Below are 21,313 nucleotides of genomic sequence, written 5' to 3' on the forward strand. Positions count from 1 at the left end.
ATTCCACATCGCTTACGCGGATCATTCGCAGTGCGACGATGTGTCGTTGGTATCGGGCGCGTTTCAGGGGGTCAATTTGAGGAGCCCTAATTTGGCCTTGAATAGTTCCAGATCAAAACAATTCTAAAAACGCTCAACTAACAACATGCGGAACTTGAAATCGTTCTAAACAGCGCGATTTGACTCGCGCTGCCGTCGAATCAGCACCGCGTCGGGCGTAACCCCGGCGCAGGTCAGTTCGACGAGCCAGCCGGCTCGTCGGGGCTCGGCGGCTTCATCAGCGAGAACAGCTCGTCCACGGTCTGCACCGCGATCTGGCGCACGCGATCGGAATCATCGATCCCCGCGATCCGCACGCCCTTGACGACGGCCCTGATCTCATCGCGAAAATCGGTCAGGAAGCGCAACGGATCGCGCTGCTCGTTGGCGACGCGCGCGATCAGGCCGGTGACCAGGATCTGGCACGCGAGCATCTTTCCATTCAGTTCTTCCATCGTGAGCTCCCCATTCGCTATCGTCGCACGGCGCATCGTCGGCGACGCAGCCTCGCTCCGGTTGAATCCTGCCGCGGCCCGACGGCGCCATGACGGCGGCCGGACTCATCGGCTTCTAATCAGCTCCCATCGGGCGCGACAAGACGGCGAGAATAGGTCGGAGTGCGGCATTCGCACGAGAGACCCGCGCGGCCGGCGAATGGTCCGGCGCGGCGCGCCAGCCGACGATGGCGGCAGAGGATCGCCGCAGACCGCCCTGCTCTCGCGCAGGCCACGCCGCGGCAACGGCAAGCTTCCCCGCCATTTTTCGCACTCAAGATGTTTTATTATACGACGCAACTCAAAATGGGATCAGAACGGTCTGCGCCGCGGCTCGGCTATTTGAGCGCCACCTCGGCTTTCGGATCGGACAGCGTCTTGATCCGATCCTTCAGGTCCCTGAGCGTGGACAGGCTGGTGGCGACGGCCTCGTCCGGAATGTCGTGCAGAACGTCGCCGGCGATCGCATCGCGCAGCTCGTCGAGATCATCGACGAGCTCTCGTCCCGCGGCGGTGAGATGGAGACGGTTCGCGCGGCGATCCCTCGGATCGTGCCGGCGCTCCAGCAGCCCCTGCTCGACCAGCCTGTCGAGCAGACGCACCAGTGAAATCGGCTGCAGTTCCAGCACTTCTGCGAGATCGACCTGTGACATCCCCTCATGCGCGCGCAGCCGAAACAGCACCACCCATTGGGCGCGGGTCGTGCCGCGCTGTTTGGCACGATGATCAATATAGTTGCGCAGGATGCGCGAGCTTTCGACTAGCTGCGCAACGAGCTGACGTCTCATATCCAGCGACATGGCTGTGAACTCCCTTGCGCTTCCTCGAAGCTTGCCGATTGTTTAGGTTTGTCCACGCGCTCGTGTGTTTACACATTAATTGCGTGCGTACTATATCTGGCATGCTGGGAATGGTTTTAAAGACCGGTTATCCTGTTCGTCTCAGCATGTGGGCCAGCATGAAGACATCACGAACCCTCGGTTGGATCCTGCTTGTCGCGGCTCTCGGCGGCGCCGGCTATTACGGCTGGCAGCGTCATCAGGGCGCCGAGGCAGCGAAGAAGACCGCTGAGCAGAATTCGGCCCGACCGCAGGCGGTTCGGGTCTCGACCGTGCCGGTCGAGAAGACGGACTTCCCGGTCTTCCTCACCGGCCTGGGGACCGTGCAAGGCTTCAACACCGTCCAGGTCCGCACCCGCGTCGACGGCCAGATCGACAAGATCGCCTTCACCGAAGGCCAGCTTGTGAAAGAGGGCGACCTGCTGGTCGAGATCGACCCGAGGCCGTTCCAGGCCGCGCTCGACCAGGCCAAGGCCAAGCGGGCGCAGGACGAGGCCAATCTCAACAACGCCAATCTCGATTTGCAGCGCACCACCAAGCTCGGCGAGTTCGCGACCAGGCAGCAGCAGGACACCCAGCGCGCCACCGTCGCACAGCTCACGGCACAGATCGCCGCCGACGACGCCGCGATCGCCAATGCCCAGACCCAGCTCAGCTACACCCAGGTCAAGGCGCCGATCTCCGGGGTCGCCGGCCTCCGCCAGGTCGACATCGGCAATATCGTCAACGCCTCGAGCCAGACCGGCATCGTTTCGATCGCGCAGATCGAGCCGATCGCGGTGATCTTCACCGCGCCGGAGGAGCAGTTGCCCTACATCAACGAGGCGCAGAAAACCGCTCCCTTGAAGGTGATCGCGTTCACCACCGACGGCAGGAAGCAGCTCGCCGAGGGCAAGCTGATGGTCGTGAACAACCAGGTCGACACGTCGAGTGGAACGATCCGGCTGAAGGCGGTGTTCGACAACAAGGACCACGTGCTGTGGCCCGGACAGTCGGTCTCGACGCGGCTCCTGGTGCGGACGCTGAAGGATGCCACGGTGGTTCCCGACGACGCCGTCCAGCATTCGACCAACGGGCTGTATTCCTACACGGTGAGCCCGGACAGCAAGGCCGAGCTGCGCAAGGTGAAGGTCGGCGTTTCGCTCGATGGCCGTACCGTCGTCGAAGAGGGGTTGACCCCCGGCCAGCAGGTGATCACCGGCGGTCAATTCAAAGTTCAGCCAGGCTCGGTCGTGACCACCGCGGTGGCCAGCTCGGAGCCGGCGCCAGCTAAGGTCCGGCAGGAATGAACGGCGGCATCTCGGCACCCTTCATCAAATACCCCATCGGCACCTCGCTGCTGATGGCAGGTATCCTGTTCATCGGCCTGGTCGCCTACCCCCTGCTGCCGGTCGCACCGCTGCCGCAGGTCGACTTCCCGACCATCCAGGTGACCGCCAATCTGCCGGGCGCCAGCCCTGAGACCATGGCGACCTCGGTCGCCCAGCCGCTGGAGCGGCAATTCGCACAGATCCCCGGCATCGCCCAGATGACATCGACCAGTTACCTGGGCACCGCATCGGTCACGATCCAGTTCGACCTGAACCGCAACATCGACGGCGCCGCCAACGACGTCCAGGGCGCCATCAACGCCGCCTCGGGCCAGTTGCCCAAGACCCTGCCGTCGCCGCCGACCTACCGCAAGGTCAACCCAGCGGACGCGCCGATCCTGATCTTGTCCGCCACGTCCGAGACGCTGCCGCTGACGACGGTCTCCGATTCCGTCGATGCGCAGCTCGCGCAGCAGATCAGCCAGATCTCGGGTGTTGCCCAGGTGATCATCGGCGGCCAGCAGAAGCCGTCGATCCGTATCCAGATTGACCCGGCCAAGCTGGTCGCCAAGGGCCTCTCGATGGAGGACGTGCGCAGCCAGATCGCGATCACCACGGTCGACAGCCCGAAGGGCAACATCGACGGCGAGCGTCGGGCCTACACCATCTACGCCAATGACCAGCTCACCGAGTCGAAGGACTGGAACGACGTCATCATCGCCTACCGCAATGGCGGTCCGTTGCGCGTCCGTGACATTGGCCGGGCGGTGACCGGGCCGGAGGATGCCAAGCAGGCCGCCTGGGCCAACGGCAAGCGCGGCGTGTTCCTGGTGGTCTTCAAGCAGCCTGGCGCCAACGTCATCGAAACCGTCGACAAGATCAAGGCGACGCTGCCGCGCCTTGTTGCGGCGATCCCGCCGGCCATCAAGGTCGAGCTGATGTCGGATCGCACGACGACCATCCGTGCCGCGGTCGAGGACGTCCAGTTCACGCTGCTCCTGACCATCTTTCTCGTGGTCATGGTCATCTTCATCTTCCTGCGCAGCTTCTGGGCCACGGTGATCCCGACGATCACCGTGCCGCTCGCGCTGCTCGGCGCCTGCGCGATGATGTGGGGGGTCGGCTATTCACTGGACAACCTCTCGCTGATGGCGCTGACGATCGCGGTCGGCTTCGTCGTCGACGACGCCATCGTCATGCTCGAGAACATCTCTCGCTATGTCGAGGAAGGCGAGTCCCCGATGGCTGCCGCCTACAAGGGGGCCAAGGAGATCGGCTTCACCATTGTCTCGATCTCGATCTCGCTGGTCGCCGTGCTGATCCCGCTCCTGCTGATGGGCGGCATCATCGGGCGCCTGTTCCGCGAATTCGCGGTCGTGCTGGCGATGACGATCTTCGTCTCGATGTTCGTCTCGCTGACGTTGACGCCGATGATGGCCTCGCGTTTCCTGCGCGGCGGCCACCAGGCTCATGGCAAATTCTACCAATGGAGCGAGCGCGGCTTCGAGGCGCTGCTCAGGGCCTACGAGAAGGGATTGGACATCGCACTGCGCTGGCGCTTCGCCACGCTGATGGTGTTCTTCGCCTCGCTCGGCCTGTCGATCTACCTGTTCGTGCTGATCCCCAAGGGTTTCTTCCCGCAGCAGGACAACGGCCTGATCACCGCCGCGTCGGAGGCGTCGCAGGACATCTCCTTCAAGGCGATGCAGTCGCGCCAGGAGGCGCTGGCCAAGATCGTGCAGGATGATCCGGGCGTAGCCAGCGTCGCAATGGCGATCGGCGGTTCCGGCCGCGCCGGCAATACCGGCAATCTGTTCATCACTTTGAAGCCGCGTGACGAGCGTGATGCATCGGCGCAGCAGATCATCGCACGCCTGAGGCCGCAGCTCGAGAAGGTCGAGGGAGCCCGGCTCTACATGCAGGCCGCGCAGGACGTCCGCCTCGGCGGCCGGCCGTCCCGAACCCAGTTCGAGTTCACGCTGCAGGACTCCAATCTCGCCGAGCTCAACGAGTGGGCGCCGAAGATCCTGGAGAAGATGCGCTCGCTGCCGCAGCTGCGCGACGTCGCCACCGACCAGCAGGCCGACGGCACCACCGTGCAGCTCACGATCAACCGCGACACCGCCTCGCGGTACGGCATCTCGCCCCAGCTGATCGACGACACGCTGTATGACGCGTTCGGCCAGCGCCAGGTCGCGCAGTACTTCACGCAGCTAAATTCCTACCGCGTGATCCTGGAGATCCTGCCTGAACTGCAGGGCAATATCGACACGCTCAACAAGCTCTACGTGAAATCGCCGACCACCGGCGACCAGGTGCCGCTCTCGACCTTCGCCAGTTGGACCAACGTGCCGGTGCGGCCGCTGTCGATCAGCCACCAGGGTCAGTTTCCGTCGATCACGATCAGCTTCAACCTCGCCCAGGGCGTTGCGCTCGGCCAGGCCACCGATGCGGTGCAGCGCGCGATGGTCGAGCTCGGCGCGCCGGCAACCTTGAACTCGAGCTTTCAGGGCACTGCGCAGGCGTTCCAGCAGTCGCTGTCGACCGTGCCGCTCTTGATCCTCGCCGCCCTCGTCGTGGTCTATCTGATCCTCGGCATCCTCTACGAGAGCTACATTCACCCGATCACGATTCTCTCGACGCTGCCCTCGGCCGGCGTCGGCGCGCTCGCGATCCTGATGGCGTTCGGCTACGATTTCAGCCTGATTGCGCTGATCGGCGTCATCCTGCTGATCGGCATCGTGAAGAAGAACGGCATCATGATGGTCGACTTCGCCATCGCCGCTGAACGTGACCAGCATCTGCCGCCCGAGCAGTCGATCCGCCAGGCCGCCCTGCTGCGGTTCCGTCCGATCATGATGACGACGATGGCCGCCCTGCTCGGCGGCGTGCCCCTGATGCTCGGCAACGGCACCGGCTCGGAGATCCGCCAGCCGCTCGGCTATGCGATGGTCGGCGGCCTGATCGTCAGCCAGATGCTGACGCTGTTCACCACGCCGGTCGTCTATCTCTATCTCGACAAGGTCAACAACGCCTTCGCGCGCTGGGGCCGTACGCACATCGACCACGAGCCCGAGACCGCGGCCGCAGGTCCGGTCAAGGAAGCGGCGGAATAGTCCGCCGCTTGTCGTCGCCTACTGCCGCGCCATCTCGGCGGTGGCGACGCCCTCGCCGTCCAGACTCTGTTCGTCCTGCATCGTCACGGTCACGTGGGAGAGCCGTCCGGTGAACGCAAACGGCGCCGCATAGTCCGACACCGGGCTGCCGCGGTCATGGCCGATGTCGAGCCCCGACCAGGAGATCAGCGTGTGGAAGGCGAGCTGCGTCGTCAGCGCGCCGGCCTCCTCGCCGTCGATCAGCAACGTGTACCGGCTCATGCCGGTGCGCGCGCCCTTGGCGGGCTCGGTCTGCCGCCTGAGACGTTCGACGCGGACACCCAGGCGATGCGATCCCGCCGGCACCGGGCGGGTCGAGCTGATGATCTCGTGCCGGCCGCCGATGTTGAGATCGTGCACGAGATGACCATCCTTGACGTAGAGGCTGTAGCCCGACGTCGCATCGCCATGGGCGATGAGCACGCCGGATGCGCCCTCTGCATCGATCTCGACGTGGGCCTCGATCAGATAGTCGCGACTGCGCACGTCGGGCGCGACGTCGGTCGGCACATGGCCCATGCCGGCGTGGAACGTAAAGCGCGTGCGCGCGCCGTGGAAACGCGCCGCGTTCTCGGCAAAGCGCGGGCCGAAGCGATCATCGAGCGGCAGCACCTGGTGCGCCTCCGCCTGCTCCCACCACAGCTTCACCAGTGCCGCGAGCCGCTCCGGCTCGGCGGCGGCGAGATCATGCGTCTCGGAGAAATCCTGCGTGAGATGAAACAGCTCCCATCTATCGTTGTCGAACGGCGTGCCCGACGGGTGAAAGGCCACCGCCTTCCAGCCGTCGTGCCAGAGGCCACGATGGCCGAACATCTCGAAATATTGCGCGACCTGCTTCGACGGTGCCGCCGGATCGGTGATCGAGGCGGCGAAGCTCACGCCCTCGAGCGGCATCTGCGGCACACCCGCGATCATGGCCGGCGCATCGATGCCGATCAGGTCGAGCAGGGTCGGCACGAGGTCGCAGGCATGGACGAACTGGTGGCGGATTTCGCCGCGCGCCGCGATGCGCTGCGGCCAGGAGACGATGAAGGGATCGCGGATGCCGCCGCCATGGGTGTTCTGCTTGTAGCGGCGCAGCGGCGTGTTCGACGCCATCGCCCAGCCATGCGGGAAGTTCGAGTGCGTATCCGGCCCGCCGATGTCGTCGATCCGCGCGAGCTTCTCGGCGATCGGCTCCGGTTTGAAGTTGAACGGTCCCATCGCGTTGACGAAGCCGAGCGGCCCGCCCTCCTGGCTGGCGCCATTGTCGGACATGACGATCACGAGCGTATTGTCGCGCTGGCCGGCCTTGTCGAGAAAAGCGAGCAGCCGGGCCAGATGCAGGTCGGCATGATCGAGCATACCGGCGAAGGCCGATTGCAGCCGGGTGAAGACGCGCCGCTCATCCTCGGAATGGGCCTCCCAGGGCTTCACGCCATCATTGCGCGGCAGCAGGTCCGTGCTCTCCGGCACCAGCCCCATCGCCTTCTGCCGCGCCAGCCGCTGCGCGCGCTCGGCGTCCCAGCCATGGGCGAAGACCGCGTCGTAGCTCTCGATGATGTCGTGCGGCGCCTGATGCGGCGCGTGGCAGGCGCCGAGCGCGAGCCAGGTCAACCATGGCAGCTCGGGCCGGTCGGCAGTGTGGTCGGCGATGAAGCGGATCGCCTGATCGACCAGGTCGGCAGTCAGGTGATAGCCGTCGGCGTAGCTGCCGGGCGGGCTGACATGGGTGTTGTCGAGCACGAGCTCCGGCGCATATTGATCGGTCTCGGCGTCGAGGAAGCCATAGAAGCGGTCGAAGCCGCGCCCCAGCGGCCAGCCGTCGAACGGCCCGGTCGCGCCGCTCTCGGTCAAGGGCGTGACGTGCCATTTGCCGACCATGTAGTTGCGATAGGCATGGGCGCGCAGCATCTCGGCCAGCGTCCCCGCCTCGCGCGCGATCTTGCCGCGATAGCCGGGATAGCCCGAGTCGAAATTGGCAAGGCAGCCGACGCCGACTGAATGATGGTTGCGACCGGTCAGGAGTGCCGCCCGTGTGGTCGAGCACATCGCTGTGGTGTGGAAGCCCGAATAGCGCAGGCCCTGCGCGGCCAGCCCGTCGATCGCGGGGGTGCGGATCCGCGAGCCGTAGCAGCCGAAATCGGAGAAGCCGACATCGTCGAACAGCACCACCAGGATGTTGGGCGCGCCCTTCGGCGGCTGCGGCGGCGCCGGCCACCAGGGTCTGGAGCCTGCGATGGTCCTGCCGATCGTACCGCCGAATGCGGGCTCGCTCATGCCTCGTCCTCCCTCTCGCTCGCGTCCCGGCTGCGCCTCGCAGCCCGTACGAGTTTATCGTTGTGATTGCTCTGGGATCCGCGACGCCCCGGGGCTGGGTGGCACGGCCAGGCTTGCCTCGGATCATAATCATAATTATCATTATCATTCCAGATGGAGCCAGCGACATGCCGCAGCGGATCGCGCCGGACCACCTGCCCGGCGTGACCCCGTCGCGGCAGCAGCGCAGCCGCGAGACGACGCTTGCCCTGCTGATGGCCGGCGAGGAGCTGCTGCGCACGCGCAGCCTCGCGGAGCTGTCGATCAGCGACCTCTGTGCGCATATCGGGGCAACGGTCGGCGCCTTCTACAGCCGGTTCGACAGCAAGGAGGCCTACTTCAACGCCCTGCTCGCGCTCACTTTGGCGGACGGTCGGAAACAGCTCTTGAGACTCCCGCCGTCCGATCCCGTCCGCGCGGGCGACCTGCAATGCCACCTGCTGGTGCGCGGCACCGTGCTGTGGATGCGCCGTCACAAGGGCGTGCTGCGCGCCGCGCTCGTGCGCAGCGAGCCCGGACCGAACCACTGGAGCGGCTTCAAGGAGCTGGCACAGGCACTGTCGGAGCGCGCGGCGCTGCTCCTGCTGCCTGCGGGCCGGCGCGCCGGCGCGGCCTCGCGCACGCGGTCGCGAACAGCGGAGGCGCGAAAGACGGTCGCGTTCGGCGTCCAGGTCGTGCTCGGCACCCTGGTGAACGCCATTCTCAACGATCCCGGCCCGCTGTCGATCGACGATGACGAGATCGCGGAACGGCTCGGCGCCTGCCTGGTCCTGCTGCTGCGCGCCGGCCCGGACGGCGCGCCGCGAAAGCCGCAGGCCGCAAGAGGCGAGCGCTAGACCCTGCCGGCCCGTGGCGCGGCGGGCGGCAGAGCACGTTGGAAATCCGTCATCCAGCGGCTTGCCAAAGCCTGAGACATGCGGGTAGAAGGACCCGTCGTCGCCGCCCTGCTTTGCCGGCCGGCGCGCAAAACGGTGCCAGACAGTCCGGCAATTGCTTGAAACTGCAGGGCATTCCGTTGGGGAATGGTGTAACGGTAGCCTAACGCATTCCGGGCTAACTCGTTGAAAACACTCACCCGGTTTTGCAGACCCCCCCGAATACGCCCCATTGATTTCCAAGCACTTTTTGCGGGTTTGCAAAACCCGATCGGTTGGATTTCAGTCCCCCCTTGAGCGATGATCCAACTGTCAGCTTGCCGGCTATCGCCAGGTGACCGATCCGGCCATGCCCGCCGCGAAAGTGTGAACTCCGCACTCAGCTGCGCAGCGGGAAACGATCGGCAACGCGCGCAAACGTCGGGTGCTTAGTTTGTCCGCTCAAGCCCCAACGCCGGCACAAGCAGCAGGCACTATTGCAGATCGCCGATGGCGCCAATAACGGCCCTTCGACCTGCGAACCCAGGGGACCCAGGGGACCCAGGGGACGGAACTGGATTGACGCCTCACGAAACGATATGCTGGCGGCATGGGAATTACTATTTGCCAAGAACACGGTCGTCAGCAGATTGGATTTGCTTCACCGCGGCTCCAACGCCAAGCGGAACTCGGCGAAGCCGGCGATGATGCGCCTTTACTAATCGGACTAAAGTGGTGCGATTTTTGGTGGCCATGCCCGGTGGATTTCGATTTTTTTACAGAAAATGGCATGCACGCACCGGCTTCAGGCGTGCTCATAATTGACGATGAAGATAGGTCCGAAGAACTGCTGCAAAAGATGGTCCCCGCGTGCACTAAATGTCTTTTGAAACTGCTGACGCGGCGAGCATCCAAAGACATACTGAACGAGTTCATAAATCTGGATTCGCGCTCGGCCAGCCTGACTGGGTGATCGAAGCGCAAAGAGCCCTTTGCGGCCTGGCGGTTGTTTTGTGTCACCCGCAGTAATGCCCCGTCCGATCGGAAGATTTCCGCTCAGGCCTGAGGAACCGACATTAGCTCGGTCACCGCGAGCGGATTCACCGGCTTGTGGCTAGATCGATTTCCACCGCAAGGCCTAGCGGCTTTCCGCGATCCGCATTCCGCGGGATCATGCGGCATGAGCACCAAATCGCGGGAACGGCTGTACGGCGCCGATGTACGCATGGCAGCGGAGCGCGCTGCCCAAGCGCGCAAGGAGGCTGACCGGCTTGCCTGCGATGCCTGGAACAAGCGCATGCTCGGCTTCAAGGGGCCAGCCCAACCCTCCCCAATGCTCGGCGACGTCTTGAACGCAGGTTTTTGCTTTCTTGAGGTCCGATGCCTCGGCTGCGACACCAACCAGACGGTCGCGCTCGACATCGTTCGCCGACCAAAGACGACCCCGATACATGAGCTGGAGCGCTACATGCGCTGCAAAGATTGCTCGCGGCTGCGCGGCTATCCGTACAAGCGAAGCGTCCTCGTTGCACTGCGTGAGACGAAGATATCGGCCGCAAACCCGGCTTCGATCTGGTGGCCAGGCGAGCGCTAACATGTCGAACAAAATTGAGGAGGCGCGTGCCCACCTCTCGGAGCGCCTCCCGTGCAGCATTGAGCTAGCCGGTCGTCACACCAGCGACAACAGATCCGGCGCGGTTGCGAAGCGGGCCGGCGACGGGCCGGTGACCAGGATCTCGGCGACGTCGGACCATTGGCCCGAGATGGTGTAGCGGGTCGTCACGGCCTCGATCGCATAGTCCGCGAAGACCTCGCGCGTCTCCGGCACATCGTTGACGGAGAGCATGAACTTGCCGGCGATTCCGCCGAGCCGCTGTGCCAGCCGCGCGAAGTCGTCTCGCGAGAACACGCCGGCGCCATAGTCCGCCTCGCAGCCCCAATAGGGCGGATCGAGATAGAACAGCGTGCCTGGTCCGTCATAACGCGCGATGAAGTCGGCCCAGGACAGGCACTCGATGACAACGCCGGCGAGCCGCTCGTGAATGGCCTCAAGGAGCGGGCCGAGTTTGGTAACATCAAAACGCGCCGGCCCGATCGGCTCGACACCGAAATTGCGCCCCGCGACCTTGCCGCCGAAGGCCAGGCGCTGCAGGTAGAGAAAGCGCGCGGCCCGCTCCAGATCGGTCAGCGTGTCGGAATTCGCCGCGGCCAGGCGCTCGAACTCCGCGCGCGACGTTACCTGGAATTTCAGCGTCTCCAGAAATTGCGGATAGTGCCGTTGCAAAATTCGGAACAGCGTGACGACGTCGCGTGACACATCGTTGATGACCTCGCGCCGCGGCGCCCAGCGTCTGCGGAAGAACACCCCGCCCATGCCGATGAACGGCTCGGCATAGGTGTCGTGATGGATCGCCTCGATGCGCCGCGCGAGCAGCTCGCCGAGACGCCGCTTGCCGCCGATATAGGCCGCGGCGGGCCGAACGGGCGCAACCGCCCGCCTCTCTTCTCTCATGGGATTTCACTCAACGTTTTCGAAACCTGCCGCGCGCTAAATCTCCCGTTAGGCGGGCCGGCGTTGAGCGATCTTTTGTCGGGCGGGACTTGTTGACGCAGGACCCGCGGTTTGGAGCGTTGACGCGCTCCGGCCCCCGCCACGGACGAAGCTCGTTGTGGCAAGGATCAAGTCAGCTTCTATCGATGGTGAGGGATGCGACGCGGCAGGCGATCGGCTGGCACGCAGGGATCGCCGATCGGGCCTTGTCGCGCTCCCCCTGCCTCACGGCCTCGGCAGCGGATGCATCTGCCCCTGCAGATAAGCGAGATCGCGCGCGATGCGGTTATGCTCGTCCCAGAGCTTGACCACCCGTGCCTCGTCCTCGCGCCGCATGTTCTCGATCTGCGCCTCGGTCCGCGATTGCGCCTCGCGCACCGGCCAATAGAGCGCGCCGCCGATGCTCAGGAGGAAGCCGACGAGGATGCTGATCGGCGCCCAGTCGATCTTGCTCCGCGTGTCCAGCTTCTGCGACAGCAGCGCAAAGCCGTTGTCCATCTTGCTGTCGAGAATGCGGAACTCCTTGCGCAATTCCGCATGTCCATCCTTGAGGTTCATCACCTCCTGCGTGAGCGCCCCTTGATCGAGCGGCGTCGCCATCACAGCGCCCCCCTACGGCTCTCGCGCACCAACGCGCGCGCGTTCGCTGCGATGACCGATCGCATGCTTCACGTCTCCGACACTGCAATTGAAAGGGAAGTCCGGCCTGGTCGCTAGCTTCGGCTAATCTGAAAGATTCGAACTTTTGTTGATGGGCAAGGGTGTCGAGGAGCCATCGTGCTCTAAAAAGGTCCGCTTTCGGGGCATTGCACGCATAGTTTGCGCTACCGCCGGATCTGCCTAGTCGCTACTGATCCATTCCGGAAGTGGCACCGGCTGAGCCTTCACAGTTCGATCAAGGCCGGTTCCGACAGCGGAGCGGCCCTCGGCCAAACTAATGTTTTGGCCAGTGCCGCGCGAGAAACTCCCCGAGAATAATTGCAACGCCTTCGGGATCATCGCGTGCCACCAGATGACTGGTCTGTAGCTGCGCGAGTTCTCCTTGTGGAACGTGCTCCTTATATTCTTGAAGCTGTTCCGGGCCGATCACGCCGCTACTTCCGGCGATCAGCATCGTCGGAATTTTCAAGTTCCGGGCGGCACGGCTCCAGCGCCCCACATCCCGGAAGACATCTTCAATGACACCACCTGAGATGTAGCGCGGATCAACTGTCGCCATACTGGCATGGCCTACTTTGGCTGCAGACTGAATGCGCGACCGCTCCGTCAGAACGCGCTCCAGAACCGGCGCCACTGGCACATCTAGAAGGATCAGGCCGTCAATGGGCTCGCCCTCCCCTGCGGCAACCATTCCCAAGGCGCCACCGATAGAGCCACCACCGATCACGAGTGGTCGAGTAGCAAGCTCCGCGATCCACGTTGCGACATCGTCGCGGGAGCGCTGGAACGAATAGTTAGGGCTTCTGCCGCTGCCACCGTGGCCACGATGATCGGCTGCGATGATCCGCCACGAGTTCCGAATGTCTGCAACCAAGCGATCGACGACAGGTTGCCAAACAACGCGCGTTTCAGCACCGCATGGGAGAAGCAGCAGCGTGTTCGCTTGATCAGAGTTCCACACATCTGCGGCCAATTGGACATCGTCGCTGGCCCTAATATTCATATGACCAGTTGGAGCAGATTTGAACGGCTCACTCATTCGGTTCTCCGGCCGAGAAAAGGACCGCGTGGCCCAATCGTCTTGGTGGGTCCGCAGTTCGACGAGATCCGACCATAACAATGCCTAACGTTGTCGGATAGCCAAACTTCTCCCTCTGGCACATCGCGACATTCCAGGCATCGCAATCCAAGCTTGCTGGCTGGACATAGCGTACATCGAGAAAGCCACTTCGTTTCGATGTGGAGAAAATGACCGACTAGCCGGTCGCCCTCAGCGTCAGGGCGGCATTGTTGTAGGTAAGCGTGCCAGCATTGGTCCCGCCAAGCACAGTCGCGTAATGCAGCCCCTCGGACAGGCCCGCCGCGGCGGTCGGCGCTGACACCCAGGAATGATTGCCGTTGTTCAACAGCGGAACGCCATAGCCGGGCAGTGGTGTCGTGCCGTCAATGCCGACACCGATGCCGGCGTTGCATTGCGCGGTGTAGGTCAGATCGCTGGCCGCCGAGACCGTCACGTCGGGCTCGTCGCCCCACACCAGGAAATAAAGCCGCAGGCTCGTGCTGACCTCGGAGAAATAGGCCGTCGACGTCGCATAGTTTCCGCTGGTGGTCGTCAACACATACGATCGGCGATTGAACCAGGTGGTCACGCCGCGCACGAGCGCTGACTGCTGAAACTGGCCGCTGGCGTTGGTGTAGATCATACCGATCAGGCTGCGCGTGTCGTCGCCGCTCTTGATCTCGGTGCCGACATTGCCGGCCGTCGTGCTCGTCGCATGCGAAGTGGTGCAGAAATCCCCGGTGAGAACGCCGTTGTTGGCGAAGGCGTAGACGTAATAGATCGTCCCGGCCGCCAGGTTCTGCCCGGCCACGCCATTGACGTACACGCCGGTATTGCCGAGCCCAGCAATGCCGGTGACGGGGATGCGATAGAGCTGGCCGCCGACCTTGAGCAGATCGCCCTTGTAGGGCGGATATGACAGCGCCGTGGCGCTGGAATAGAGCAGCCGGCCGCATGCGATCGGGGCGCCGAGGTTCGCCAGCGCCTGCAGCCGCTGCGCATCGGTCAGCGCCTGCGCCGCCGCATAGCTCAGAGAGCCCCCGATATTGGTGAGCTGCGAGCCATCGACCGCGGGCAGCCTGCCGTTGGCGTCGAGCTGCACCACCTGGCTGGCGCCAGTGCCGGCATTAAGCGCGGCGGCCGAGCCCAGCGACGGCCTGCCGGTCAAATCGGGATAGGCCCCGGAGGTCGCGACCGGCGCGAGCGCCGGCTTGCCGGTCAGATCGGCATAGGCGCCGGAGACGGCGACGGCCGCCAGCGCCAGGTTAGCGACGGCCTGCGCCTTCTGCGCCGCCGTGAACGCCTGCGCAGCATCGACGCGGAGCCGGTTGCCGAGCGCCGCCGTGACCGTGGCCGCGAAGTTCGGATCGGACCCCAGCGCATTGGCCAGCTCGTTGAGCGTGTCGAGCGTGCTCGGCGCCGAGTTGACCAGGTCGGCGCGCATGGCCTGCAAGGCCGCCATGGTGGCGATCTGGTCGGTGTTGGTGCCGAGCGCCGCGGTCGGCGCCGTCGGCGCGCCGCTGAATGCGGGGCTGGCCGGGCCGACGCCGCCAATAGCCTCCAACATCGCGGCCGCCGTGGCCTTGGACAGCATGGCGAGCGCCGGCGCCGAGATTGACGCCAGGGCGCCCGAGCCATCGGCTGCGACGTAGGGAAACGCGTTCGGTCTCACGGCCAGCGCCGCGAACAGCCCGAGCAGCCCGTCGATCACGTGCTCGTCGTTCCAGTCCGACGGATGCACCGTGTTCGGATCGGTGCCATCCTCGGCGAAGACCGTCTTCTTGTGCTTGATGCTCATCGGAGCCCAGCCCCCTGCTCGCAACGGTTAAGCGAACGCCGCGTCGACCTGCTCGAATTTGGTGATGGTCCCGGCATTGATGCCGGTGACCAGCGTTGCCTCGGCCGCGAAGCATTGCTGGACGTAGCTCCCGACGGCGGTCGCAACCGCGATCATGGTCGCCGCATCGAGCGTCACGAACGAGCCGTCGGCAACCTTCCATTTGAAGGTTGCTGCCGAATTGACCTGCGCCAGCAGCACCGCAGCCGCCATCTTCGATTGCGTCTCGCGGTCGGTGAGATAGGTCATGCCATTGACCGCCGTTCCCGCCGTCTCCTTGGCGTAGCGCTTGAACGCGGCATAGGCCTTGAGATCGACGAACACGTCGAACGGCGTCAGCACCTCCTGCAGCGCCGCCGTGGTCTGCGCGCCAGCCGCATCGACCGGCCACGGCGTGGCGTGGTTGCCGGCGCCAAGCCAGGCCAGATAGGTGGGATCATTCGCGGCGACGACGGCCCGCGCCGCGCTCGACAGGACGCGTCCGTCGCTCGCCTGCCAATACCAGTTGGTCGGATCATAACGCATGCTCGCGTCCCCTATTCGTAGATGCCGCCGGATTGCCGCGTGCCCGCGATCGTGCCGGGATAGTGGCCGTCGCCGGCCCCGGCGACGGAGATGATCGCATTGCCCGTGACGAAGAACTTCTTGCCGGTGACGTTGCCCGCCCCCGTGATCCCCGCGTAAACGATCTGGCAGAAGCCGAGATAGAAGCACTCGACCCAGGCTCCGCCGTTGCCGAGCGTGATCGGCACGGTGATGGTCAGCGTGACCGCCGTCAGGCTCGGCACCTGGATGATGCCGCCATCGCCGCAGAACACATGGCAACCGACGGTCATGCCAGGATTACTGCCCTGCGGCGCGCCGCTCACGATCATGTTGCCGGCATAGGTCACGACGCCGGCCTGCGTCACCCCGAGATGCGAGCCGCTGCACACGTTCCAATCGATGTTGGTCAGCGTCAGGTTGGTCCCGTTGCCAGAGCAGTTGACGCCGCACATCGGATCGGAAGTGTAGGCGCCTGTCGCCGTCAGGCGAAAGCCGTCGAAGGAATGCGCCCCACCGCAATTCTGCGCCGAGATCGCCGTCACGCCATTGCCGGCAATGGTGCAGTTCGAAGGCGAAGCGTGGTTGCCGATCCACCGGACGAAGCCGGAGCCCGCCATGTTGGGCAGGCGCAGCGCGGCATAGGTGCCATCAGCGACGTGGACGTTGATGCCGTAGCCGTTGAGATTGAACCGCGTCAGATAGGTCGCGGCATATTGCAGCGTCGCCCAGGCGGCCTGCAGCGTCGTGCCATCGTTCCCGTCCGAGCCCGAATTGGAGACGAAGTAGTCGCGGCTGGCCTGCAGATAGATCGGCTGTCCGGGCACCCGCTGCAGCCACGCCAGCTGAAACTTGCTGCCGTCATAGACGAAGGCCTGCATGGCGCCGGCGAGCAGGTCCCCCCATTGCAGCGGCGAGCCATCGGAGCGCGTCACCGCCTTGGCGCCGAGGCCGTTGACGTTGAGCACGCTGGCGCCATTGTTGTTGGCCGCGATGGTCGCGACCACCATCATGCCCTTCTTGTACTCTTTCGGCGCAGGGTTGAGCGTTACGACGACATTGTTCGCCGTACCGCTGTCATCGCCATAGGTCGGCTGCCCCCGCTGGATCAGGTACTGGATTGCGTTGGCGAACATGGCATCCGAATTGTCCTCGGACACCACGGGGCCGCCGGCGATCAGGCTGCCATTGGCGCGGATCGTCTGCCGCAGGCTCGCGATGACAGCGTTGAGCCAGGCGGCCATGACGCGCGTGCCGTCATTGGCCGTTCCGCTCGAACAGTCCTGAAACCAGGTGTCGGCCGCGCCAAAGATGCGCGTCTCCGCCGGCCGCGCCGTCACCGTGTTCGGTGCGTTCGCCGGCCCCACAATGTCGGTCATCGCAGATTATCCCCCGGAGGTCTGGTAGGTGATCTCGATATGCGCGTGCACGACGCGATCGAGGGTGCATTGGAGTGGCGCGATGTCGGGCTCACAGGCCAGCCCGCTGCCGGCCTGCAGGTGTCCGGCGTAAGGAAGCGCCCCGGCCGGCGCCACATAGGCGGGGCTCTCGCCGAGATCGACGATGATCAGAAGCCGGCCGCCGCCGATCTGGCCGCCCGGCCAGCTGCAGCCGGCCCGGAAATTGCCGGCCGAGGCGCCGCAGTCGTTGGTGATGTCAGCGCAGGTGATCGACCAGCCGGCTCGCGCCGCGACGGCCGCGTAGTACTCGCAGCGCGCCCCGCCGATGGCCGCGACCTTGGTGCAGAGATCCGGGAACGGGTCGCAGGCATCCGGCAGACCGTATTCGGCCATCCAGAGATCATGCGTCTCCTTGTGGGTGGCGCACCAGAACTCGAGCCGCAGGTCGCAAAGGCGCGACAGGATGAAGGTCACGACCGAGGCGATCGCCCGCCAGAAGCCGACAAGAACGCTTTGTGCCCTTTGCCGCGCCTGGAATGGCGGGTCGTTGAACACGCCGGGATCGAAGGCCCGCACCAGGCCCATCAACGGGCCACCCTCGTTCGATTGCCAGGCTCGCCCGCGCGGTAGCAGCTGCAACACCGATTGCAGGACCTCGTCCGCGGTCGGGCACCTCAGCGGTGCCGGCCGCGTCTGTTCGCATGTTGACATCTGGAGGTTCCGTTAAGGCGTGAGCACACTCACGCGCGGCCACGGCCCGTATGAAACAGGCTGAGCAAATGTGACGTCATTGATCGTCGGCACGTGTCGCGCACACAAACGCGTTGCCGCCGGAGGCGCGATGGACGAAAAGCAGACATCAACAGGGCCGACGCCCCCCCTTGCGGATCGGTCGAAAATGACCCCAAGCAGCCATTGATGAGTCTTGTCGAAGAACTAAGGAGGCGTATATTTTGTGCAATACTACTAGAAATAAACAGAACTTGGGGGCGGCATGCCATCGTGGATTGATGCAGGGTGGGATATTTTCAAGCTCGTAGCGCCTTGGCTCACCGGTGGCCTTGCTGGTGCAGCTCTTACGTATCTGCTCAATCAGAGGCTAGCCCGTCGAAAACAGGCGAGGCTTCAATTGACGACAGATCGGGTAGATTATTCGCTCGCGTCAAGAGACGAGCAGCTCAAGGAACTTCGCGTCTCGTATCGCGGAAACGAGTTCGACAATCTGCTACTTTATCAAATTAGGATCGAGAATGTATCTACAAAAACAATTTCACGCACGCCGTTTCTTCTGCGTTTATCGCAAGGTACGAACGTCGTTGATCAGCGTTCGATGACCTATCCCTTAGGAAGGCAGACCGTGTTCATTCGACAAGATGGTCACGAATGCGCCTATCTGTGGGAAGCGGGAGAATTGAAGCCAAGGGACTCCGCTGAGCTCAAGCTTCTGCTTGCTCCCACAACTGCAATAGATTGCGCTTGGCGGGGCGACGACGAGGTTGACGTCACAGGTTATGGCCGCGAGACTCTCCAAACGACAGAAAGGGAATTGCGCGATGTTCTTGTATGGATTTCGGCGTATGTTTTTTTGGGTGGCCTTCCACTGGTCTCAGGACTTGCTCAAGGTACACTTCTTCTTATCTCCGTCCCGTACCTCCTATCTTACTGCGTTCGTTGGTGGCCTCTCATTTCAAAGCGCGAAGCTCCAAACGTGAACATAGTGGCCGGCCACAGCTCTAGTGTTGCTCTAGCAATAGGACCTGCGCGTGCGAGCGTTCCTGCACAAATCGCAGACCCAACAAAGGCACTGCACGATGATGGTTCGCCAACGGTGCGCAGTCCAGATGCTGACTGAATGCGTCAGGTGAGCCTGCAATTTCTGAAACTCTGGTCTGCTTGTGGCCCGTCGCGACAAGGTGCGCTGCCGTGCAACTTTGGTCGGTTTAGGAGCCAAGCTGACATTGAGCCAACTATTCTCGGGTACGCGGCCTACGCCGCCCAGAACGTGACCCCGCCGAGCGATGCGATCTGGCCCGGCGACAGTGAGACGTCGGCTGGCGGCACATCGACACGGCTCCGCGTCTCGCCGGCAGCGTTCGCAATCGCTTGCCAGATCCACGACCGCGAGAACGATGTCGGTGAGGCCAGATAGGGCATGGTCGAGATCGCAGCATCGCTGCCGGCGACGCGCGAGTTGAGACGGAACGCAGCGGCAAGCTCGACCTTGATCGCCTCCTGCACGTCCGTGGTGAACGGCTGCAAGCCGCCGATGGCGATGGGCACGGGCACCGCGACCGGAGCCGCTACGGTCACCAGCGCGCCGGCCGGCTGCACTGTGTCGAGATAGGCGGCGACGCGGGCGATGTCGGCTGCCAGCGGGATTCCGTCGGCATAGAGATCGTCCATCAGCGGGAAGACGCGGACCGTGCCGGGACCGTTGAACAGCCGCTCGACGAAGACCCGGGTAACGCCGGCGACGGAGCTCGCCCACATCACATAGTCGGCCGCCGAGCCACCATGCGGCGGGTTACGTTTGCGAAACAGGATGCGCGCCCGGAAAGTCTCATCGTCCTCGACGTCGAGACCGCCCACTATGCCATCGGCGTCGACCGCCGCCGTGGCGTCGCCGAGGCCGGGGCCGCTGAAGCCCGAGGTGAGATCGAGCGGCGTGTTGGCGACCGCGTTCGAGACTGTGCCATCCGCCGCGGCGATCACGCTGACGCTCAAATTGCCAGCCGCCCCGATCGCGCCGCCGGCCGTGGCCAGATATTGCGCGCCGTCGGATCGCGTGAGTACGGCACCGGCGGTGACTGCGAGCGCGTCCGGCGAGGTGATCACGACGGCGCCGGATGCCGGCGCTGCCGGCCGCCGCGCGAGGCCCAACTCCTCGGCGTGGAGATCGAGATTTTCCGAGTCCGCCGTCAGCGCGAACTTCTGCTTCTGGATGTAGTCGGCGAAGCCAAACAGCAAATGCTCGATACCGCCGAACACCTTTGCGGTCGGGTTGATGTTGTTCGGCCAGATCCAGGCATCGGAGCCTGGCAGATAGGACCGGAACGCGGTGCGGGCGCGCTCGACCGAGTCCTTGAGAGAGGGAACAGCGAACATCAGCGCGACACCTGGCTCCAGAGCACATCGAATTGACGATCAAAGACGAGCAGCCCGTCGCGGCCATACAGCGCGACGGCCAGCTCGATCCGCCCCTCGATCTCGTTGGTGGTCGCCTGCGCGTCGATGCGCACACAGACGCCCTGATCCTTCAAGGTCGCCAGAGCTTCGAGGGCGAACTGCTCGGCCCATTGCGAGGCCGGCAGGCCAAGGATGGTCAGCGGCGCGCGCTCCAGCAGCCACAGATGCGAGCCGAGCGGCCCCTCGTCGAGATCGGCGCGGACGTCGATGCCGTCGCCCCACCAACCCCGCGCGTCGCCATCGGCGAGAAAATAGAGCGGGTGATCGGGATCGACCCGCTTGTCGGTGAACAGCAGCAAGGTCACAGCCGTGTCGATCGCCGCCTTGGCGCGCAAGCCGCCGTGATTGCTGGTCTCGTCAGGCTCGGCCATCGCCCAATCGGCGACGCCGCGCGCCGGGTCCCAGACGGAATCCCACAGCGCATTGCTATCCGCGGCGCAGCCCTCGGCTGTGCGGATCACGACATCATTGGCCATTGTCTAAACTGCAAACACTTTGGTGGCGCAGCCGCCGCCGCAGAGGCCGACGGGCGTTCCGCCGATATCGCCGAGATCGACCTTCGGCGACTTGATAACGACGTGTGGCGATGTGTGCGTGATCTGGCCGTCCTCGACTTTGACCGAGGATTGCCCTCTGGTGACGGTCACGCTGTCGGCCGTCATCACCACCGTGCAATGGCTGTCGTCGGACTGTGTGAGACCCTTGCCGATCGACAGCTTGATCGTCTTGGCGTGGTAGACCTCGAGCTGGTCCTTGAAAACGCGGACCACGTCGCCGGTGTGGTTGTAGAGAATGGTCCCGCCCTCCGGCGTGTTCTTCGGCCGGAAATCCTTGTGCTCGAAGCCGAGCGCGAGCAGCCGATCGGACCGGCCGCCGAGCGCCAGAAACACGCCCTCGGAGCCCTTCGGCGCATGCGAGGAGAGGCCGTGCGGCTGCGGCCGATAGACGTCCTCGAACGCCTCGGACTTGAGCCCGGTCATGTTCTTGAGAATCTGCTGCGTGCCGCTGTCATCGGTCTTCTGCACCGCGGCCCGCCGCAGTGTGCCGATCAGGCCTTCCTGGCCCTCCGGAAACCAAATCCACATCC

General features: G+C 64.2%; 19 protein-coding genes. 6 read left to right on the forward strand and 13 right to left on the reverse strand.

From position 1 onward, the window contains the following. Window positions 1–233: 233 nt before the first annotated feature. On the reverse strand, window positions 234–494 hold the full coding sequence (locus tag ACQR0U_RS14235; protein ID WP_315749715.1) for a hypothetical protein: 261 nt from the start codon (window positions 492–494) through the stop codon (window positions 234–236). A 377-nt stretch (window positions 495–871) separates the two neighbouring features. Next, window positions 872–1,333: a MarR family winged helix-turn-helix transcriptional regulator gene (locus ACQR0U_RS14240; protein WP_315749714.1), complete on the reverse strand. Its 462-nt coding sequence runs from the start codon at window positions 1,331–1,333 to the stop codon at window positions 872–874. A gap of 146 nt (window positions 1,334–1,479) precedes the next feature. Between ACQR0U_RS14240 and ACQR0U_RS14245 the strand changes: the two genes are divergently transcribed. Both ACQR0U_RS14245 and ACQR0U_RS14250 read left to right on the forward strand, forming a co-directional pair. After that, the gene (locus ACQR0U_RS14245; RefSeq protein ID WP_409999263.1) at window positions 1,480–2,661 is read left to right on the forward strand and encodes an efflux RND transporter periplasmic adaptor subunit; all 1,182 of its coding nucleotides are present in this window, start codon (window positions 1,480–1,482) and stop codon (window positions 2,659–2,661) included. Then, window positions 2,658–5,798, forward strand: coding sequence for a multidrug efflux RND transporter permease subunit (locus tag ACQR0U_RS14250; RefSeq protein WP_315749712.1), 3,141 nt, complete (start codon window positions 2,658–2,660; stop codon window positions 5,796–5,798). The genes ACQR0U_RS14245 and ACQR0U_RS14250 overlap by 4 nt, the downstream gene beginning before the upstream one ends. 18 nt (window positions 5,799–5,816) lie before the next feature. Here the strand turns inward: ACQR0U_RS14250 and ACQR0U_RS14255 are convergent, their stop codons facing one another. Further along, window positions 5,817–8,096 (reverse strand): sulfatase-like hydrolase/transferase, encoded by a 2,280-nt coding sequence (locus tag ACQR0U_RS14255; protein ID WP_434843378.1) that lies wholly within the window; start codon window positions 8,094–8,096, stop codon window positions 5,817–5,819. Window positions 8,097–8,263: 167 nt separating this feature from the next. Between ACQR0U_RS14255 and ACQR0U_RS14260 the strand changes: the two genes are divergently transcribed. The 3 genes from ACQR0U_RS14260 to ACQR0U_RS14270 all read left to right on the forward strand — a co-directional run bounded on the left by ACQR0U_RS14260 (window position 8,264) and on the right by ACQR0U_RS14270 (window position 10,583). Beyond that, window positions 8,264–8,971 carry a TetR/AcrR family transcriptional regulator gene (locus tag ACQR0U_RS14260; RefSeq protein ID WP_434843379.1) on the forward strand — a complete coding sequence of 236 codons (708 nt, stop codon included), beginning with the start codon at window positions 8,264–8,266 and terminating at the stop codon, window positions 8,969–8,971. 628 nt (window positions 8,972–9,599) lie between these two features. Then, on the forward strand, window positions 9,600–9,962 hold the full coding sequence (locus ACQR0U_RS14265; RefSeq protein ID WP_315751254.1) for a hypothetical protein: 363 nt from the start codon (window positions 9,600–9,602) through the stop codon (window positions 9,960–9,962). A 207-nt stretch (window positions 9,963–10,169) separates the two neighbouring features. Then, complete coding sequence (locus ACQR0U_RS14270) at window positions 10,170–10,583, forward strand: hypothetical protein (protein WP_434843380.1); 414 nt, start codon at window positions 10,170–10,172, stop codon at window positions 10,581–10,583. Window positions 10,584–10,658: 75 nt separating this feature from the next. Here the strand turns inward: ACQR0U_RS14270 and ACQR0U_RS14275 are convergent, their stop codons facing one another. From ACQR0U_RS14275 to ACQR0U_RS14305, 7 genes are all read right to left on the reverse strand, one after another. Beyond that, window positions 10,659–11,501, reverse strand: a complete 843-nt coding sequence (locus ACQR0U_RS14275) for a DNA adenine methylase (protein ID WP_434843381.1) — start codon at window positions 11,499–11,501, stop codon at window positions 10,659–10,661. Between the two features lie 264 nt (window positions 11,502–11,765). Continuing rightward, window positions 11,766–12,140, reverse strand: coding sequence for a hypothetical protein (locus ACQR0U_RS14280; RefSeq protein ID WP_434843382.1), 375 nt, complete (start codon window positions 12,138–12,140; stop codon window positions 11,766–11,768). 334 nt (window positions 12,141–12,474) lie between these two features. Next, window positions 12,475–13,239 (reverse strand): alpha/beta fold hydrolase, encoded by a 765-nt coding sequence (locus ACQR0U_RS14285; RefSeq protein WP_434843383.1) that lies wholly within the window; start codon window positions 13,237–13,239, stop codon window positions 12,475–12,477. 217 nt (window positions 13,240–13,456) lie between these two features. After that, entirely contained in the window at window positions 13,457–15,058 is a 1,602-nt protein-coding gene (locus ACQR0U_RS14290; protein ID WP_434843384.1) for a hypothetical protein, read from the reverse strand. Between the two features lie 27 nt (window positions 15,059–15,085). Then, complete coding sequence (locus ACQR0U_RS14295) at window positions 15,086–15,622, reverse strand: DUF4376 domain-containing protein (RefSeq protein ID WP_434843385.1); 537 nt, start codon at window positions 15,620–15,622, stop codon at window positions 15,086–15,088. Window positions 15,623–15,633: 11 nt separating this feature from the next. Next, complete coding sequence (locus ACQR0U_RS14300) at window positions 15,634–17,019, reverse strand: hypothetical protein (protein ID WP_434843386.1); 1,386 nt, start codon at window positions 17,017–17,019, stop codon at window positions 15,634–15,636. Window positions 17,020–17,025: 6 nt separating this feature from the next. Further along, window positions 17,026–17,625 (reverse strand): hypothetical protein, encoded by a 600-nt coding sequence (locus ACQR0U_RS14305; protein ID WP_434843387.1) that lies wholly within the window; start codon window positions 17,623–17,625, stop codon window positions 17,026–17,028. Between the two features lie 409 nt (window positions 17,626–18,034). Here ACQR0U_RS14305 and ACQR0U_RS14310 point away from each other — a divergent pair, with 409 nt between their 5' ends. Further along, window positions 18,035–18,892 (forward strand): hypothetical protein, encoded by an 858-nt coding sequence (locus ACQR0U_RS14310; protein ID WP_434843388.1) that lies wholly within the window; start codon window positions 18,035–18,037, stop codon window positions 18,890–18,892. A 134-nt stretch (window positions 18,893–19,026) separates the two neighbouring features. Here the strand turns inward: ACQR0U_RS14310 and ACQR0U_RS14315 are convergent, their stop codons facing one another. From ACQR0U_RS14315 to ACQR0U_RS14325, 3 genes are read right to left on the reverse strand one after another with little or no spacing between them, the layout of a single operon-like run. Then, window positions 19,027–20,145, reverse strand: a complete 1,119-nt coding sequence (locus tag ACQR0U_RS14315) for a baseplate J/gp47 family protein (RefSeq protein WP_434843389.1) — start codon at window positions 20,143–20,145, stop codon at window positions 19,027–19,029. Further along, window positions 20,145–20,702: a phage GP46 family protein gene (locus ACQR0U_RS14320; protein ID WP_434843390.1), complete on the reverse strand. Its 558-nt coding sequence runs from the start codon at window positions 20,700–20,702 to the stop codon at window positions 20,145–20,147. Before ACQR0U_RS14320 ends, ACQR0U_RS14315 begins: the two co-directional genes overlap by 1 nt. Before the next feature lie 3 nt (window positions 20,703–20,705). Continuing rightward, window positions 20,706–21,311, reverse strand: a complete 606-nt coding sequence (locus ACQR0U_RS14325; RefSeq protein ID WP_434843391.1) for a phage baseplate assembly protein domain-containing protein — start codon at window positions 21,309–21,311, stop codon at window positions 20,706–20,708. Window positions 21,312–21,313 lie beyond the last annotated feature (2 nt).

Source organism: Bradyrhizobium sp. HKCCYLRH3097 (genome assembly GCF_051167875.1).
In the GTDB taxonomy this organism is placed as follows: domain Bacteria; phylum Pseudomonadota; class Alphaproteobacteria; order Rhizobiales; family Xanthobacteraceae; genus Bradyrhizobium.

Bases quoted from the DNA above. Each gene is read 5' to 3' on its own strand.
- ACQR0U_RS14310 (WP_434843388.1), top strand. From the start codon at position 18,035: ATGCCATCGTGGATTGATGCAGGGTGGGATATTTTCAAGCTCGTAGCG.
- ACQR0U_RS14300 (WP_434843386.1), bottom strand. From the start codon at position 17,019: ATGACCGACATTGTGGGGCCGGCGAACGCACCGAACACGGTGACGGCG.
- ACQR0U_RS14265 (WP_315751254.1), top strand. From the start codon at position 9,600: ATGGGAATTACTATTTGCCAAGAACACGGTCGTCAGCAGATTGGATTT.
- ACQR0U_RS14245 (WP_409999263.1), top strand. From the start codon at position 1,480: ATGTGGGCCAGCATGAAGACATCACGAACCCTCGGTTGGATCCTGCTT.
- ACQR0U_RS14275 (WP_434843381.1), bottom strand. From the start codon at position 11,501: ATGAGAGAAGAGAGGCGGGCGGTTGCGCCCGTTCGGCCCGCCGCGGCC.
- ACQR0U_RS14305 (WP_434843387.1), bottom strand. From the start codon at position 17,625: ATGGGCCTGGTGCGGGCCTTCGATCCCGGCGTGTTCAACGACCCGCCA.
- ACQR0U_RS14280 (WP_434843382.1), bottom strand. From the start codon at position 12,140: ATGGCGACGCCGCTCGATCAAGGGGCGCTCACGCAGGAGGTGATGAAC.
- ACQR0U_RS14270 (WP_434843380.1), top strand. From the start codon at position 10,170: ATGAGCACCAAATCGCGGGAACGGCTGTACGGCGCCGATGTACGCATG.
- ACQR0U_RS14325 (WP_434843391.1), bottom strand. From the start codon at position 21,311: ATGTGGATTTGGTTTCCGGAGGGCCAGGAAGGCCTGATCGGCACACTG.
- ACQR0U_RS14255 (WP_434843378.1), bottom strand. From the start codon at position 8,096: ATGAGCGAGCCCGCATTCGGCGGTACGATCGGCAGGACCATCGCAGGC.
- ACQR0U_RS14315 (WP_434843389.1), bottom strand. From the start codon at position 20,145: ATGTTCGCTGTTCCCTCTCTCAAGGACTCGGTCGAGCGCGCCCGCACC.
- ACQR0U_RS14260 (WP_434843379.1), top strand. From the start codon at position 8,264: ATGCCGCAGCGGATCGCGCCGGACCACCTGCCCGGCGTGACCCCGTCG.
- ACQR0U_RS14250 (WP_315749712.1), top strand. From the start codon at position 2,658: ATGAACGGCGGCATCTCGGCACCCTTCATCAAATACCCCATCGGCACC.
- ACQR0U_RS14285 (WP_434843383.1), bottom strand. From the start codon at position 13,239: ATGAGTGAGCCGTTCAAATCTGCTCCAACTGGTCATATGAATATTAGG.
- ACQR0U_RS14235 (WP_315749715.1), bottom strand. From the start codon at position 494: ATGGAAGAACTGAATGGAAAGATGCTCGCGTGCCAGATCCTGGTCACC.
- ACQR0U_RS14240 (WP_315749714.1), bottom strand. From the start codon at position 1,333: ATGTCGCTGGATATGAGACGTCAGCTCGTTGCGCAGCTAGTCGAAAGC.
- ACQR0U_RS14320 (WP_434843390.1), bottom strand. From the start codon at position 20,702: ATGGCCAATGATGTCGTGATCCGCACAGCCGAGGGCTGCGCCGCGGAT.
- ACQR0U_RS14290 (WP_434843384.1), bottom strand. From the start codon at position 15,058: ATGAGCATCAAGCACAAGAAGACGGTCTTCGCCGAGGATGGCACCGAT.
- ACQR0U_RS14295 (WP_434843385.1), bottom strand. From the start codon at position 15,622: ATGCGTTATGATCCGACCAACTGGTATTGGCAGGCGAGCGACGGACGC.